The sequence below is a fragment of the Streptomyces roseirectus genome, from assembly GCF_014489635.1.
Taxonomy (GTDB): Bacteria; Actinomycetota; Actinomycetes; order Streptomycetales; family Streptomycetaceae; genus Streptomyces; species Streptomyces roseirectus.
Genome location: NZ_CP060828.1, coordinates 1,193,545 through 1,210,023, shown reverse-complemented (window position 1 = coordinate 1,210,023; position 16,479 = coordinate 1,193,545). Strand labels below are relative to the sequence as shown.

Below are 16,479 nucleotides of genomic sequence, written 5' to 3'. Positions count from 1 at the left end.
CTCGGAGTGTTGAATGTGCCGGGACCTTGAGGGGATCTCCGATGTGTTCATTTCATTTTCGGTTGCCCGTAGAGAAGTGGGGATCCATGACCGGGCGGAGGGAATCGGTAACTATTTTCCCGTCGCTTGTATGCGACCGAAAAAGTCCGCCGAGAAATTCCTGGAGTTCTCCGTGCCCCGTCTCTCCGACACCGTTTCGATGACCGACTGGATCAAGTACCCCCGCTACGACCGCGGCATCCGCTTCTGCGGAGAGGACGGCGGATGGCAGCGGTTGACCTACGCGGAACTCGCCACCGACAGCCGCGGCCGGGCGGCGGCGCTGCGCGCCGCCGGGGTGGGCCCGGACGACGTCGTGCCGATCGTCATGCCCACGGGCCCGGACCTTGTCACCGCCTTCTACGGAACCCTGCTCGCGGGTGCGCGGCCCGTGGTCCTGCCGCTGCCCTGGGCGCTGAGCGGCCGAACCCCCTACAGCGCCTACCTCGCGGACCTCGCCGCCTTCTGCCCGCCCCGGTTCGCGGTGGCCTGGCCCGAGTACGCCGACGCCGTGACGGAGGCCGCGGCCGCCTGCGGCTGGGACATCACGGTGCTGGGTCCGGAATGTGACGCACAGCCCGACGGTGCGGTGGAGGCCCACTGCAACGGCCTGATCCAGTTCACCTCGGGATCGCGGGGTCTCCCGCGTGCCTTGCTGGTGTCCGACCAGGCCCTGCGAGCGCAATTGCTTCTGCTCTCCTCCGCTCTTCCCGACACCGGGTGGTGCGGGGTTTCGTGGCTGCCCCTTTATCACGACATGGGACTGATCGGTAATCTGCTGCTTCCCGTGGCGAAGCAGTGGGAACACGCCCTGATGCGCCCCGAGCAGTTCGTCCTGAATCCAGGAGCCTGGCTCACCGAGTACGGCCGCAGTCCGTATCCGATCATGACGATGCCGAATTTCGGGTTCGAGCGCGTCCACAAACATCTGGACCGGATGAACCTGGAGGGTCTGGACTTCTCCCACGTGCGCACGGTCATCACCGGCGCCGAACGCGTCGACTCCGCTGTCCTCGCCCGTTTCACGTCCCTCCTGGAGCCGTACGGATTCGACCGTACGACGGTGGCGCCCGCGTACGGGATGGCCGAGACGGTCCTCGCGGTGACCTGCGGGACCCCCGACGCGACCCCTGCCCGGCTGATCCGGATTCCCGAGGGTGCCCGGTCCATCGGCCGGCGGATGCCGAACGACGGAGAACGCCGGCTGTCGGGCACACCCGTCGACGAGCCCTGGCTGTGGCACACGAGCTGCGGCCCCGCTCTGCGCGGCGTACGCATCGACATCGTGGACCAGGAGGACCGGCCTCTGGACGACGGTTCGCTCGGCGAGATCCGGGTCACCTCCCCCGCACTCGCCACGGACTACCTCGCCGGGAACGTCGGCGGCACCGCCCGGCTGGCGGGGGACGTTCTGTACACGGGCGACGCCGGTTTCCTGCACGAGGGTGAGCTGTACGTCGTCGGTCGGCTCGCGGACACGCTGCGTCTGGACCACGGCACCGTCTTCATGGAAGACATCGAACTCGGGCTCGCTGGACGCCTCGGCATCGGACCACGGCGTGTCCTGGCCGCCGGCGGCGACGAGGGAGAACCGGCCCTGCTCGTCTTGACGACCTTCGATCCGGCACCGCATCTGCACCAGATCCAGGAAGCTGTCGGGCTCTTCACCGGCGGCGAAGTGGCGCTGCACGTGCTGTGGGTCGGCCGTGGCGGCATTCCCATGACGACAAGCGGCAAGCCACAGCGCGCCACTGCCTGGAACCTGTACCGCAAGGGCGAACTCCACCACAAGGCCGCCTGCTCGCCCGGAGAGTGAGGAGAGGAGAGGGACGGAGACCGGACAGGGTAAGCACTCCGGTTCAACCCGTTCAACCCGCTGGAGCGGTCCGGCAGGTGGTGCGATGCGGCGGGTCCCCTTTCTCATGGCTGAGGACAGGAGACAGCGGCACGTTCAAGGCCCCGTCATTTCCCGGAACAGGAGTGAGCATGTCCCAACCCGCTTCGACCCAGGAGAGAGACGGCCGCGAGCCGTGTCCGGTGGACAGCGCGGTGGACCGCGCCACGGCGGCGCTCGCCGCGTTCGAGCGGATGGGCCAGGAACTGGTGGACCGGATCGTCGAGACGGCGGCGCAGGCGGTGCTGCGGCGCCATTCCCATCTCGCCCGGCTGGCGGTGGAGGAGACGGGACGTGGACTCGTGGAGGACAAGGCGGCGAAGAACCTGTTCGCCTGCGAGCGGGTCGCCCGCCACCTCGACGGCCTCAGAACCGTCGGCGTCATCGGACGTGACGACATCGACGGCGTCGTGGAGATCGCCGACCCCGTCGGGGTGATCCACGCCGTCGTCCCGGTCACGAACCCCACCTCCACGGTGATCTTCAAGTCGCTCATCGCTCTCAAGACACGCAACCCCGTCGTCTTCTCCTTCCCTCGCGCCGCCCAGCGCTGCTGTGCGGAGACCGCACGGATCCTGCGGGAGGCCGCCGTCGCCGCCGGGGCACCCCTGGACTGTCTCCAGTGGCTCGACGACCCGTCACGGGAGAACACCGACCGCCTGATGCGCCACCCCGGCGTCGCGCTGATCCTGGCCACCGGAGGGAACGGCCTGGTACGGGCCGCCTACTCGGCGGGCAAACCCGCTCTCGGCGTCGGCGCGGGCAACGTCCCCGCCTACCTGGACCACACCGCCGACGTCCCCCGTGCGGTGCACGACATCGTGCTCTCCAAGACCTTCGACCACGGAATGGTCTGCGCCTCCGAACAGACGGTGATCCTCCACGAGACCATCGCCGACGCCGCCCTGCGCGAGTTCCGGCGCCTGCACGCCCACGTGACCACCGCGCAGGAGACCCGGCTGCTCACGCGCTACCTCTTCGGCAGCGACGCCGACGGCACCGGGGACTCCGAGACGGCCCGATCCTCCTGCGCCCCGGGCGACCTCAACAGCGACGCCGTAGGCCGCTCCGCCGCACAGATCGCCGAGGCCGCCGGCTTCGCCGTACCTCCCTCCACCTCGCTCATCCTGGCCGAGGTGGCCGCCGTCGGCCCCCGCGAACCCCTCACCCGGGAGAAACTCTGCCCCGTCCTGACCGTCGTGCGAGCCGCCGACCGCGAGCACGGTATGCGGCTCGCCGAACAGACCGTGGCCTTCGACGGCCTCGGGCACACCGCCGCCGTCCACGGCACGGACGACGACCTCGTGGCGGAGTTCGGACGACGCGTCAAGGCGGCCCGCGTGGTCTGGAACTCACCCTCCTCCCTCGGCGGCATCGGTGGCTTCTACAACGCCTTTCCGCCCTCCCTCACCCTGGGCTGCGGCACCTACGGCGGCAACGCGGTCGCCGGCAACATCCAGGCCGGCCACCTGCTCAACGTCAAACGCGTCGGACGACGCACCCCGCGCCCGCGCCGGTTCACCGTGCCGCCCCTCATCCACACCGAGCCCTACAGCCTCCGCCGCCTCGCCGACCTCCCGGACCTGCGCCGCGTCACCCTCGTCACCGGTCCGGGCGCCCGCGGCCGAGGGCACGTCGGACGCGTCCTCGACGTCCTTCGCCGTTGCCCCGCACCCGTCGAGACGGACGTCCTCGACGACATCGGAGCGGACCCCGCCCTGCCCGCCGTCCGGCGCGGCGCCGACCGGCTACGCGCGTTTTGCCCCGACACCGTCGTCGCCCTGGGCGGCGGTTCGGCCATGGACGCCGCGAAGGTGATGCGGCTGCTGTACGAACGGCCGGACGTCGACCTGACGGCGCTGCGCCAGAAGTCGATGGACTTCCGCGAACGGGTCACCGCACCGGCCACCGGCCCCCGGGCCCGGCTGGTATGCGTGCCCACGACCGCCGGATCGGGCTCGGAAGTCACCCCCTTCGCGGTGATCACCGACCCCGTCACCGGCCTGAAACACCCCCTGGTCGACCCCACCCTCACCCCCGACGTCGCCCTGTGCGACGCCACCCTCACCACCGACCTCCCCCCGGCCGTCACAGCCGACTCCGCCTTCGACGCCCTCACCCACGCCATCGAGGCGTACGTCTCCGTGCACGCCGGAGACCTCACCGACGGACTCTGCCTCACGGCGATCCGGCTCGTCTTCGGCCACCTGGAGCGCGCCGTCCGCAGCGGCCCGCACGACCCCGAGGCCAGGACCCGTCTGCACCACGCCGGCACCGTCGCCGGCATGGCGTTCGGCAGCGCCTTCCTCGGCGCCGTCCACGCGATGTCCCACACCCTCGGCGCCACCTACGGCATCACCCACGGCCGCACGAACGCGCTGCTGCTGCCCCACGTCATCCGTTACAACGGCACCGTCCCCGCCCGGCCGACCGCCTGGCCCGCGTACGAGACCTACCGCGCCCCCGAACGCCTCCAGGACATCGCCCGCCACCTCGGCCTCCCGGCGGACGACCCCCGGCAGGCGGTCGGCGCGCTCGCCCGGGCCGTGGAGGACCTGCGCGAGAGCGCCGGCATCGAGTCGTCCTTCAAAGCGCTCGGCGTACCCGAGCACACCTTCCTCGACCGGCTCCCCGAACAGGCCGCCAACGCCTACGACGACCCGTGCGTCTCCACCAACCCGCGCCTGCCGCTGCGCACGGAGCTGGAGACCCTCATGCGCACCGCGTACTACGGAGACGCCCGCCTCGACTGAACCCCCCGGCCACCGGCCCGAAGGCAGCACACCCATGCCCGCGACCGCCGTCATGTTCCCCGGCCAGGGCGCCTACCTGCCCGGTTCCCTCAGCGAACTGCACCGCGACGCCCGCGCCGCCGAAGCGGTCGGCGACGTACTGGACCAGGCCGACCAGGCCGCCACCGAGGCCGGGACCGCGTCCGTGTCCGCGCTGCTCACCGACCGCCTCGCCCCCGACGCCGACACCCTCGTCCGCGACGAACCCGAACGCCTCCACCTCGCCCTGTACGCCGCCTCACTCGTCTCCTTCAGGCTCCTGACCGGCCCGCTCGGACTCACCCCCGACCTGGTGCTCGGCCACAGCGTCGGAGAGCTGACGGCGCTCGTCGCCGCCGGCGCCCTCACGGTGGCCGACGGAGCCCGGCTCCTCACCGCCCGGGACGCCGCGCTGCGGGCCGCCCCGCCTCCGCCCGGCGGCATGTTCGCCGTCCCGCTCGGCGCCCGCCGGATCGCCCGGCTCCTCGAAGGGTGCGGGCTGACCCGTACGCACGTCGCCGCCGACAACGCGCCGCGCCAGACGGTCGTCTCCGGACCCGACGACGAACTCGACACCCTCGCGGCCACCCTCGACACGCTCGGCCTGCGCCACTTCCGGCTGAGCTCCGCGTACCCCTTCCACAGCCCGCTGCTCGCCCCGGCCGCAGCCCTCCTGGGACCGGCCGTCGCCGACACCGCCGTGTCCCTGCCCGCGCTCCCCGTCCACTCGCCCACCCAGGGCGGCCACCACCGCGACACCGAGTCCATCCGCTCAGCCCTCGCGCACCACCTCGTGCAACCCGTCGACTTCCGACGGGCCGTCACCACGCTGTACGGCGACGGCGTCGAGCGCTTCGTCGAAACCGGCCCCAAAGCCACCCTGGCCGACCTCGTGGAACAGTCCCTGCCCGCCGCCGTGTGCGTCGCTCCGCTGCGCACCCGCGTCGGACTCGACGGCCTGCGGGCGGCCCTGACGGGCGACGCGCCGGCCTTGCCGACGCCGGGTAAACGCGCCGGAGGTCTGCCCGAACGCGCCGCGCTCATCGAGGAGTTGAGGACCCTGTACGCGGGGGATCTGGAGTACCCGGTCGACGTGATGACGGCGGACGCCGATCTGGAGGCCGATCTCGCGGTCGGCTCCGTCAAACAGATCGAACTGTTCTCCCGCGCCCTCGACCGCTACGGGCTGCCGCAGCCGGACGCGAAGCTGCGCGTCACCACCTACACCACCCTGGAACGGGTGGCCGGCCTCCTCGCCGACGTCGCGGGAGACGCCCGGTGAGCGGTCCGTTCGCCGGGAAGACCGTCCTGGTCACCGGCGGGGCGCGCGGCGTCGGCAGGTTCATCACCGAGGAGTTCGCCTTACGCGGCGCCCACGTCGTCGTCAACTGCTTCCACAGCGAGCCGGACGCCCACCGCCTGGTGGCCGGCCTCGCCGCACGCGGGCTGTCCGCGCAGGTGATCAAGGCGTCCGTGGCCAGGGCGGAGGACGTCACCCGCATGATGACGCGGGTGGGGGAGGAGCACGGCGGTCTCGACATCCTCGTCAACAACGCGGCCCGAGGGGCGTTCCTGCCCCTCGCGGAGCTGACCGAGGAGGACTGGAGGCGCACGCTGGACCTCAACCTCCATGCCGTGCGCCACTGTTCGCTCGCCGCACTCGACCTGCTCGCGCGGCGCCCGGGCAGCAGCGTCGTCAACGTCTCCAGCCACGGCGCACGGCAGGTCGTCCCCCACTACGGCGTCGTCGGCGTCACCAAGGCGGCGATGGAGAGCCTCAGCCGGTATCTCGCCGTGGAGTTCGAGCCCCGGGGGGTGCGGGTGAACGTCGCCGGATGCCAGGTGATGGACAACCGGGTCGGTGACATGTTCCCGGACGCGGAGCGGATGAAGCGGACGACCGGGGCCGCGACGCCGTGGGGGAGGTTGCCGACCGAGACCGACCTCGCCCGGCTGGTGGTGCTCCTCGCGAGCGAGGAGGCGGGGTTCGTCACCGGACAGACGGTGCTCGCCGACGGGGGGTTGTCGTGCGGGGCGGCACTGCACGCACCCCTCGCGGCGGGGCTTTCGGTGGGGCTCCCTGCGGGGGGGTGCCCCTATGACTTCGGTCAAGGGGCAACTGGGGTTGGTGGTTGGTAGAAGGTGCCGTCGCGGAGCATCGCGAAGAGCACGTCTGCTCGGCGTCGGGCGAGGCAGAGGATGGCCTGGGTGTGGTGCTTTCCCTGGGCGATCTTCTTGTCGTAGTAGGTGCGGGAGGCCGGGTCGGCCAGTGCGGCGAACGCGGAGAGGAAGAAGGCCCGCTTGAGCTGCTTGTTTCCTCTCCGTGAGGGCTGTTCGCCGCGGATGGACGACCCGAAGGCCGGTAACTCCGTTGCGGGGCTACGAAGACGGTAATGGGGGGACGCGCGTGATGCCTCCTGAGAACGCCGAGCCCCCGCTGGAGGACCGGCCCGCCGATGGCCGACCGCCTTCCATCGACGCCCAGGCGCGCCTCCTGCTGCTCATCGATGTCTTCTCCGAAACCAAGGGGAGCAAGGGCATCGAGGGACGGATGAAGCTTGCCAAGCTCGACTTCCTGCTGCGCTACCCAGGGCACTTCCGCAAACTTCTGTCCGCGCGGCGGCCCGGCGTCGATGCCGGCGAGGACCCCTGGCTGACCGGTGCGATCGAGCAGAGCATGATCCGGTACCGCTACGGACCATGGGACCCCGCTTACTATGCCCTGCTCGGCGCGCTCACCGGCAAGGGCCTGATCGAGCCCAAGCACGAGGATGCCGTCGCCACCTACTGCACGACCCGGTCCGGCCACGACGTCGCGCGTGCTCTTGCCGGGACCGAGAGCTGGCGGCCGGTCCGCGACCGGGCTCGGCTGCTGCGCCGACATTTCGACTTGACCGGCACGACTTTGAAAGACCTCATCTACGAGACGTTCCCCGACATCGTCGAGGCGGACTGGGGGACTCACCTGTGAGACTGCGCATCGAAGAGCTGACTTTGGTCGGCACCAGCCGCACCGTGCGCTTCGAGCCCGGCATGAACGCCATCGTGGGTTCCATGAGCGGGGGCAAGACCGCAACGGTCAGCTGCCTGCGAGCGCTGCTGGGCGCCGAGGGGAGCGTCGTGCCTGAGCTGAGGGGGCGGGCCGTCTCCGGCACCGTGCTCATAGGCGATCGCCGGTTCCGCATCGTGCGGCAACTGGTCACCACCACCGACAAGGTCGACATCGCCGAGATCGGCGGTGAGCAAGAGGTGTGGCGTCTCCCGGCCGGCCAGTTGCAGGCGGGCTATGACCAGACCTTCCGTGACTGGTGGCCGGCCATGCTGGGACTGCCCCGCATCCGCGTCCCGCGTGCTCCCACCGATGAGACCAGTCCCCTGGTCCCGGTCACCATCAGCGACTACCTCATGTACCGCGTTCTGCGGCAGAAGGAGATCGACACCTCCGTTTTCGGGACACCGGACAACGCGCAGAAGAACATCAAGCGCAAGTACGTCTTCGAGATCCTTTACGGTCTCTACGATCCACAAGCCGCAGGACTACGTGAACGCCTCCGCGCCGTCACGACCGAACTCAACGCCCTGACGGCGGACGCCACCACCCTGGAACGCATTCTGGACACCACCGCGTTCGCTTCCCGCGCGCGACTCGAAGCGCAACGGCAGGAAACCGAAGAGGCGTTGGCGCAGGTCCGGCGGAGCGACCTGAATCTGACGCGTGAACTCACGGATTCCGCGACCGTCTCGTTGCGTGCCCGGATCGGCGACGCGGAGGCTCAACTCGCCCACATCTCGGACGCGTCCTCCGCGGAAGAGGTCTCCGTCTCCCGCCTTCGGGAACTGCGCGACCAACTCATCGCGCAGAGCCGCCGCCTCACACGGGCCCTGGTCGCCGAGCGGCTGCTCAACGACTTCGAGTTTCACACCTGCCCCCGTTGCGGCGCCGGAGTGCCAGAACGAGGGGACGACGACACCTGCAGGTTGTGTCTCCAGACCCCGCCACAGAACCCGGCCCCGTCCACGCTCGCCGCCGAACAGGACCGTGTCATCGAACAGGTCGCCGAGACCGAGGAACTGATCGAGCGAAGCGAACGCCGTCTCGACGAACTCAAGGCCGCCCGCGCCGACCAGACGCGCCACCGCGTGGAACTCGGCGAGCAACTTGACCGGGCCACAGCCACCTACGTCACCGACCAGGCCGAACGCATCCGCGCAGTCGCCGCTCAGCAGGCCCGGCTGGAGGAACACCTGGCCCGGATCGACGACGCCCTCGCCCTGCACGATCGTCTCCAGGGACAGAGCGGACGGATCGCCGAACTGGAACGCGAACAGGAAGACCTCAACGACCGTATTGCCGCCTCTCGACACAGCAACCTGGCTGTCCAGGACAGGCTGGACAAGCTCGACGAAGCCTTCGAAGCCACGCTCCGAAGCTTTGACGCACCGTGCTTCGACACCCGGCCGGGATCTCGCGTCAACCGGGAGACGTACATGCCTGTCGTCGACGGCCGCTCCTTCGCCGACCTCCAGTCACAAGGGGTCGAGGTGCTGGTGAACGTCGCGCACGTACTCGCCCACCAGAAGGTAGCCCCGCATGACGACGGGGTTCCGCTCCCGAACCTTCTCGTCATCGACGGCATCAGCGGCAACGTCGGCCACGAAGGCGTCGACCTGGAACGGCTGCGCAAGATGTACGCCACCCTCCTGGAGATGGCCACCGAGAACGTCGATCGGCTGCAGATCATCGTGACCGACAACGACTCGCCTCCTATCGACGGTGTTCACCGAGTCCTGGAACTCTCCGACACGGACCGGTTCGTTCCCGTGGCGGAGACGCAGTGAAGCGTGCCGTCGTGGATGGGTGAGAGTGGAGGATGCCGGCGGAGGCGGGCGTGCCGACGCGCAGGACCTCGTCACCGTTCGCCACGGAAATACCCGGCCGCATGAGCGCGGTGTTCCGCCTCTGCGGGGGCGCTCGCGCGGCCGGGAGGGGCTTTGATCAGGTGGATTCAGGTCAGCACTTCTTGCCCGAACACACCTCCCCCCGCTGGTTCTTGAGGGGGACGACCTTGCCGGATCCCTTGCCCGCGTCGGCCGCGGTCAGGACGTACGGCCCGGTGACCGGGTTCGCCGGCCGCTTGTACCCCTCGGGGACGGCCGTCTCGCGGAGGTAGTACGTACCGGCAGGCAGGCCGGTGTAGGAGCAGCGCCCCTTGGCGTCGGTCGCGCAGCCCGCGCCCTGGCGGGTGTCCTTGGCGGTGCCGGAGGTCTGGAGCCCCTTCTTGCCGTTGGTGTCGCGCCATAGTTCGAAGACCGCGCCGGCGAGTGCGGAGCCCGACGTGGCGTCCTTCTTGGCGACCGTGAGGCGCAGGTCGGGCTGGTTGGTGAGGGTGATGGTCCGGCCGGTGGTGGTGAGGGTGTAGGGGCCGAAGGCGGTCGTCTTCGGCTTGCGGTAGCCCGTGGGGACGGTCGTCTCCTGGACGTAGTAGGTCGCGTCCGTGTCGAGGCTGTTCGGGAAGGCGCACGTGCCGTACTTGTCGCTGGTGCAGGTGCCGACCTTGGTGTCGGTCGCCGTCTGGAGGCCCGGCGTACCGTTGCTGTCCTTCCACGCGGTGAAGACGGCGCCCTGGAGGGGTTTTCCGGTGACCGCGTCCTTCTTGACGATCCTCAGCGGGGCCTTGGGCTGGGCGTGGATGCCGGCGTCGATGGTGTGGTCGACGTAGCCGGGGGAGCCGACGGTCCAGGAGGTCCTGCCCGCCGGGTCGACGTTGGAGTCGATGTAGGTGGAGGACTGGGCCCGTGTCCTGGCTGTCTGTTTGGTCCAGCGCAGGTCGTCCATGTTCGGGGAGCCGGGGAGGGTGGTGGGGTCGATGCCGTTGTAGTCGAAGACGAGGTCGTAGGCGGTGTTGGGCTTAAGGCCCTGGGCGGTGCCGAAGTAGTACTCGCCGTTGGAGTCGGTGGTCGTCGTCATCGACTTCGTCGGGTCGGCCTTGTCGGTCGCGGTGACCTTGATGCCGGGGACCGGGGGTTCGGCCGGGTCCTGGAGGCCGTCGTGGTCGGTGTCGAACCAGGTCCGGTTGCCGATGTGGACGGGGGCCTGGTCGCAGATGATCTCCAGGTCGGCGAGGCCGTTGCCCTTGCCGAAGAGGGCGCTGCTGAAGTTGGTGGTGCGCAGGGCGATTCCGCCGGTCTGCCGACCGGTCTCCGATCCCCACTGCCGGACGCCCTGCTCGAAGACGTGCTGGTCGAACGGGTCGAAGACCGTCCCCCACAGCTTCTTGTAGTACGGCTGGAGGACGAGCCCGCCGGTGCCGATCTGGTCGTGGTGGGCGTCGGAGAGGATCACCACGTCGTCGTAGAATTCGCCGCCGCCGGGGCCCATCGCGTTGCCGGGCAGGTTCCCGGTGAGCGCACCGCAGGAGCCGTCGGACTCCAGGGCGTACGTGCCGGGAGAGGTGACGCAGGCCCGGATCAGCTCACCGGCCGCGATCGCGTTGACCATCGGGGTGGTGGTGCCGTACGCCGGGGTGGCGTTGCCCTGCATGTCGGCGAAGCGGTCGCGGAAGCCGAGGACGAGGTCGCCGTTGTCGGCGATCTCGATGTTGGACAGCATCGGCTGCGGCGCGCTGACGAACCGGTGCGACTCCGGGCTGGGCACCCGCTCGTTCCACGCCTCCCAGTCCGCGCTCATCACCGCGCCGACCCTCGTCGTGCCGTCGCACCGGTAGGCGGTCGCCGGGGCCCCGAGGAAGCGGTACGCGCAGCCCCGCTCGTAGCTGAGGTCGGTCGTGCTGAACAGCGGCGTGAACGCCGATCCGGTGAACGTCAGCACGTGCGCGCTGAGCTTCGTGGGGTCGCCGTACGGTTTCGCGGTCGTGACGGTCGTCTCCGCGCCGCACACCCCGCCGACGACGACCTGCTTGCCGCGCACGCCGATGCCGTACGGGTGCCAGTCACCGACACAGCCGGCAGGGGTGGGGATCGCGTACGGCGCCGGCGTGCCGGCGGTGACCTTGTCGCCGGTGCCCTCGATCGGGACGACGTACAGCTTGGAGTCGTTGAGGTTGACGGCGTACAGCGTCTTGCCGTCGGCCGAGACGTCGACGTCGCCGATGCCCTCGCGGCCGACCTTGCTGTAGACGGTGTCGTCGTTCAGGTAGGCCGGGGCGGCGGCCGTGCCCGGATCGTGGGCGGTGAGGGTGCCGGGCAGGGTGACGAAGGTGGAGACGGTGCCGGGGGTGGTGCTGGTGGTGCGGTAGATCGCGTTCACGGCGCCGGCCGGGCCGTACGCGACGTGCCGCTTCACCGATGTGCCCAGGAAGACGTTGCCGCTGCGGTCGGTGCCGATGCCGAAGACGGCGCCCTGCTTGTCGTTGGTGGTGAGGGTGGTGGCGGGGCCGCCGGGGTGCGTCGTGTTCAGGTCGCTGCCGAACGTGACGACGCCCATCTGGCCGGTGGTCGTGCCCCGTGCCGTGCCGCAGGTGACCAGGTCGGGGTTGGCCTGGCAGTACAGGCCCGACTCCCAGAAACCCGTGGTGTACGAGGCGTCCTTGCCGCCGCTGACGTCCACGAACCCCGTGATGCTCCGGATGACGTCCGCACCGGTGCCCAGGCCCGCGATCGCCGGGCCGTAGGTGTCCGTGTCCGGGTTGATCGCCTCGATCCGGTACGTGCCGCCGGTGAGGGCGGAGGAGGCCGGAGTGAACGTCGCGACGCCGTCGGCGTCCGTGGTGGCGGTGATCCGGCGGCCGGCGTTGTCGATGAGCAGGACCTGGACGCCCGCGATACCGGGTTCCAGGACGCTGTCATACGTGCCGTCGGCGTTCACCTCGGTGACGACCTTGACGGTGACCTTCCCGTCGCCGGAGCCCTTGGTGGGAGCGGGGGTGGCGGTCGCCGCGGTGGTGAGGCCGGCGGCGGTGAGGAGGGCGAGAGCGGTGGTGAGGAGGCGGGGTCTGGATCTGGGGACGGCTGGGTATGCGGGCACGTCCTTACTCATTTCTCGCGGGGCCTGGTGTGCGATGTCTGGCCCGGTCACGAGTGGTTCTCGCGCTTCGGGAACGGGATTGCCTGTCCTGGCGGACGAAGTGCGTACATCCGTGTGACGGGCGGGGCTTCAGAGAGCGAGGTCATGGATGGTGGCGGTGCCGGAGCGGACGATCCAGGTGCCGCTGCCGGGGTGGGTTTCGCGGGAGCGGGATTTGAGTCGTTGCTGTCGATGTCCGGGGGCCAGCGGGTGGTGTGCTCCGACCAGCGGACGCCGCTGAGATCGATGCCGGTCAGGTCGGCCGTCGTCAGATCGGCGGTGGTGAAGTTGTCCAGAAGGGCGCGGAGGGCGGGTTCTTCGAGCGTGGGGGTTGGCTGCTTGAGAGCTTGGCCGATGGCTCGGCGGAGTTCGGCGGCGCGGATCTCGATGAGGGTGAGGCAGGTCGTCTGAATCATGTGCTGTTCGACCTCGGGAGCATGGACGAGATCACAACCCATATCGAACGTGTATACGAGGTCGCGGGTGAGATCTTGGGCGAGAAGGAGAGAGTCATCGAGGGCGAGTTCGAAATCCCGATCGAGAGCTTCAGGCAAGCGGGCGACTTCGAGGACATATTGATCGATATCGAAGGCGCAAGCGCGGGTGTGGGTGCGCACGAGGTCGAGGTCGAGAGCGAGTACGTGGACGAGGTCGACGGCGAGTTCACGGACCGAGGCGAGGAGTAGGCAGCTGAAGGCGCGAGTCCGTCGGTGGACAGACCTGTGGACGGCGGCAAGGGCTCGACTGGCTTTCCTGACATCGGGGTGGTTGCGCAGGGCCATGCGGTCTGCGGGGCTGGCGCGAGAAAGGGGCTCACCGTGTCCGTGGCGTCGGCGCGACTTGGCGGGGCTGTTGCTGGACCGAGCAGGATGGCGGTAAGGCCGGCCTCGGTGTCGAGGACGTGGGACAGGGCACGCGAGTGCTGGGTGAGCCAGTGGTGCACGGCCCGGGCAGGACGGCGGGTCACTGTTCCTCCCCTCGTGCTTTCAGGCGGTCGGCTGCGGCTCGGCGTGCCTTCTTCAGGTCTGCGCGAATGTTCTCGGCGGACAGTCCCAGGTGTTCGGCGATGTCGGTGGGGGTGAAGTCGGCCAACGTCCAGGCCATGACCTGGCGTTGTCTCATCGGCAGACTGCGCAGCAGGGGTAACGCGTCGTACTGGGCCTCCCACTCCGCGATGGCGTCGGGGCGGGGAATCAGGGAGGTGGGCTCGGGGACTTCGTCGACGAGATCTTCGACGGAAGCGATCTTGCGTACCAGTGCGCGGGACGCGACTTTGTAGACCCAGGCTCTTGGGTGGGTGACACGGTCCCAGTTCCGGTAAGCGTCGGTCATGGTTTCCTGGGCGATATCCGCAGCTGCCTGCACTCCGGCACCGTGGTTGATCAGGAACCCGGTCAACGGGCGGATGGTGGCGCGGTAGAAAGCGGAGAATTCCTCGTTTGTTCGCTTCCGGGCGAGGTCATGCAGACCGGAAGGCGCGGGTACGGTCGTCGGCCGGTCGGTGCCGTCAGCCGGTTCGTGGTTGCGCACGCGGTCTGGTCCTCCCCGGGCACCGGAGTACGGGTGATCCTCACCCGCAGGCGGTGTCCGCCGTCGTCCTGGTCGTCGAGTTCCACTTGGCCGTGCGGCACCACCGTCCCGGAGACCCGGAGAAGGTAACGCTGCCGCTGCTGTTCACGCCGCACCCGCCAGCGCAGGCGTAGCCAGAGCGCCAGCAACGTGAACGCCTTGGCGGTGACGGTCGAGATGATGACGACCGTGGCCGGATCCATCAAGAATCCCCTTCTGCTCGGTACTGCGGGCCAGTCACGAGCTAAGGGGGACAGAAGCCCGCGAGCGTGAACTCGCGGGCCGGACAACTTTTCTCATGTGGGTGTCGGGGGCTGTCCACGGGAGGTGTGCAGGGCCCACGACGACTTATTGCCGTGGGGTTGCGGCAGGGCAGGGATGGCTGGTGAGCCTGGTGGCGACGGCTGTGGCCTCGGCGGTGAAAGCGGGGTCGGATCGCTCGGGGTCCTGGTCCAGGACGGTGCGGTCGCGGGAGATGAAGTCTCTGGCGAAGCGTCCGTAGACGGGGGGTGCCAGGCGGGCGAGGGCGTCGTCCGCCTCGGTGGTGAACGTGTCGTGACGCGCCGCGTCGGTCACCAGGAGGAGACCGGTGACCGGGATTCTGTCCAAGGGGACGTAGCGGAGGCTCTGTTCACGCCACAGCAGGGCCGCTTCCGTGGGGGTGAGGGGCACGCCGGAATCACCGGAGGCGTCGTGGCGCGGACGGCTGACCGACAGGCTGGTGCGGTACCCGGGGTCCTCGGTCACCAGCAGGTAGTCGTCGGCGATGCCGTCCAGGAAGTCGGGGCAGGTGCGGTGGTCGATGGAGTCGGCCAACAGGACCCAGTCGAAGCGTTCCCGTGCGTGGGCGACGAGGGTCTGAAGGGAGTCGAGGTCGTGCGAGGCGCTATGGACGTGGAGAGTGCCGGATCCGGGCACCATGCGCATACGCTGCCAGGGGGCCTGGGCCGCGGGCGCCTCGGGTAGGCGGGTGCGGGGCCAGTCGCTGAGGTGGTCGCGTTTCCAGCTGGTGTACGGGGTGAAGACGTCGTGGATGACGAGCACATGGTCGCCGCGCAGCGCCCAGGCCGCGCCGAGCTGCTGGGCGAGCCGCCATGGTGTGCACGGGTGCCAGGACATCGGCGGACACTCCAACTGGAGCACACGCCCCCGGGCGGTGGGCGGGACAGGGGCCGTGGGGCCGTCCGGCGTCTGGGATTCACCGAGAACCGCGAAGGGCCTGCCACGGCGTACCGGAGCGGGAGAGACCTCCGTCCGAGCGTGCGTGGTGGTCACGGTCAGGATGCCGTCCCAGCCTTCGTCGTTGCTCCGAGGAACGAAACGCATGTGACACGTGGTGGGCAGACACGAGTGTGCCCGCTTATCCATGATGAGGTCGGGTCCGGCCAGCGCGTCCATGAGCGCGGCGGCCAGCCGGTCGTCGTGGAGGGGGTGTCCAGAGGCCACGGTCCGGTGGACGTGCCAGTCGAGGCCGTGGTCGGCTTCGTGGGTGGTGACCGAGAGGTTCTGGTGGCCGGTGAGGCGTTCCCACAGCCCGGGGCGGCGCAGCAGCGCGCTGGCCAGGTAGCGGGAGGTGCGCAGCCGTACGGCTGCGGTGATCGGGACGGGCTTCTTCGTCGAGCGGCGGAAGGGGCGGCTTCCGCCGCGTGGCGCCCGGCGCGGAGTGCTGTGCGTCCACAGCGGACGTCGGCCCGAGGCGACCACCGAGGCTTCGTGCTCGCGGAGCACCGCGCCCAGGTCCGTGCCCCGGCACCACACGCTCAACAGGGCTTCCGCCTCCCGGTGGTCGAACGAGACGTGCACGGCGCCGCGTCCGGCGGGCCGGGCGAGCAGTCCGGAGACACCGTGGACCACCCGGTCGCGGTCCCGGGAGGGGAGAAGGGCGAGGAAGGGCACGAGCGCATCGGGGTGGGTGAGGTGGAGGTCGAGGCGCTGGGGCTGCGGGATGGATTCGGCGAGGCAGAAGGCGGCGGGTCGGTGTCCGGGGCCTGCCAGGGCTTCCAGCGCGAACGACTCCAGCAGCGCCTGCGTGGAACCGGCCGTGGGCAGCAGCCGGGAGAAGGTGGTGAGTTCGGCGGTTCTGGCGCGAGCGCCTTCAAGGGTCTCCTTGGTGAAGTCCGCCCGGGCAGTGGCGAGTTCGTGCAGCAACATCGCGTGTCCTTTCGGTGGTGGCGCCCCCGACC

The 16,479-nt window shown here is 69.7% G+C and carries 10 protein-coding genes and 1 pseudogene; 7 read left to right on the top strand and 4 right to left on the bottom strand.

Annotated elements, in window-relative coordinates:
- Positions 1-130: 130 nt before the first annotated feature.
- From IAG44_RS04875 to IAG44_RS04860, 4 genes are all read left to right on the top strand, one after another.
- Positions 131-1,855, top strand: a complete 1,725-nt coding sequence (locus IAG44_RS04875; RefSeq protein ID WP_187745890.1) for an AMP-binding protein — start codon at positions 131-133, stop codon at positions 1,853-1,855.
- A 170-nt stretch (positions 1,856-2,025) separates the two neighbouring features.
- Positions 2,026-4,686 (top strand): bifunctional acetaldehyde-CoA/alcohol dehydrogenase, encoded by a 2,661-nt coding sequence (adhE, locus tag IAG44_RS04870; protein WP_187745889.1) that lies wholly within the window; start codon positions 2,026-2,028, stop codon positions 4,684-4,686.
- Between the two features lie 34 nt (positions 4,687-4,720).
- A complete protein-coding gene (locus IAG44_RS04865) occupies positions 4,721-5,986 on the top strand; it encodes an acyltransferase domain-containing protein (protein ID WP_187745888.1) in 1,266 nt (421 codons plus the stop codon).
- On the top strand, positions 5,983-6,843 hold the full coding sequence (locus tag IAG44_RS04860) for an SDR family oxidoreductase (protein WP_187745887.1): 861 nt from the start codon (positions 5,983-5,985) through the stop codon (positions 6,841-6,843). The genes IAG44_RS04865 and IAG44_RS04860 overlap by 4 nt, the downstream gene beginning before the upstream one ends.
- Here the strand turns inward: IAG44_RS04860 and IAG44_RS04855 are convergent.
- Positions 6,813-7,058 (bottom strand): annotated as a pseudogene (locus IAG44_RS04855) (IS110 family transposase); the annotation flags it as partial. The gene IAG44_RS04860 and the pseudogene IAG44_RS04855 sit on opposite strands and share 31 nt — an antisense overlap.
- 56 nt (positions 7,059-7,114) lie before the next feature.
- Here IAG44_RS04855 and IAG44_RS04850 point away from each other — a divergent pair.
- Both IAG44_RS04850 and IAG44_RS04845 read left to right on the top strand, forming a co-directional pair.
- A complete protein-coding gene (locus tag IAG44_RS04850) occupies positions 7,115-7,675 on the top strand; it encodes a hypothetical protein (protein ID WP_187745886.1) in 561 nt (186 codons plus the stop codon).
- A complete protein-coding gene (locus IAG44_RS04845; protein WP_187745885.1) occupies positions 7,672-9,543 on the top strand; it encodes a hypothetical protein in 1,872 nt (623 codons plus the stop codon). Before IAG44_RS04850 ends, IAG44_RS04845 begins: the two co-directional genes overlap by 4 nt.
- Before the next feature lie 172 nt (positions 9,544-9,715).
- Here IAG44_RS04845 and IAG44_RS04840 read toward each other — a convergent pair whose 3' ends face one another.
- Positions 9,716-12,688 carry a SpaA isopeptide-forming pilin-related protein gene (locus IAG44_RS04840; RefSeq protein WP_187745884.1) on the bottom strand — a complete coding sequence of 991 codons (2,973 nt, stop codon included), beginning with the start codon at positions 12,686-12,688 and terminating at the stop codon, positions 9,716-9,718.
- Positions 12,689-12,942: 254 nt separating this feature from the next.
- Here IAG44_RS04840 and IAG44_RS04835 point away from each other — a divergent pair, with 254 nt between their 5' ends.
- Entirely contained in the window at positions 12,943-13,413 is a 471-nt protein-coding gene (locus IAG44_RS04835; protein WP_187745883.1) for a hypothetical protein, read from the top strand.
- Positions 13,414-13,690: 277 nt separating this feature from the next.
- On the opposite strand, the gene IAG44_RS04830 is transcribed toward IAG44_RS04835, so the two are convergent.
- Entirely contained in the window at positions 13,691-14,257 is a 567-nt protein-coding gene (locus tag IAG44_RS04830; RefSeq protein WP_246561493.1) for an RNA polymerase sigma factor, read from the bottom strand.
- Between the two features lie 387 nt (positions 14,258-14,644).
- A complete protein-coding gene (locus IAG44_RS04825) occupies positions 14,645-16,447 on the bottom strand; it encodes a hypothetical protein (RefSeq protein ID WP_187745882.1) in 1,803 nt (600 codons plus the stop codon).
- Positions 16,448-16,479: the final 32 nt, after the last annotated feature.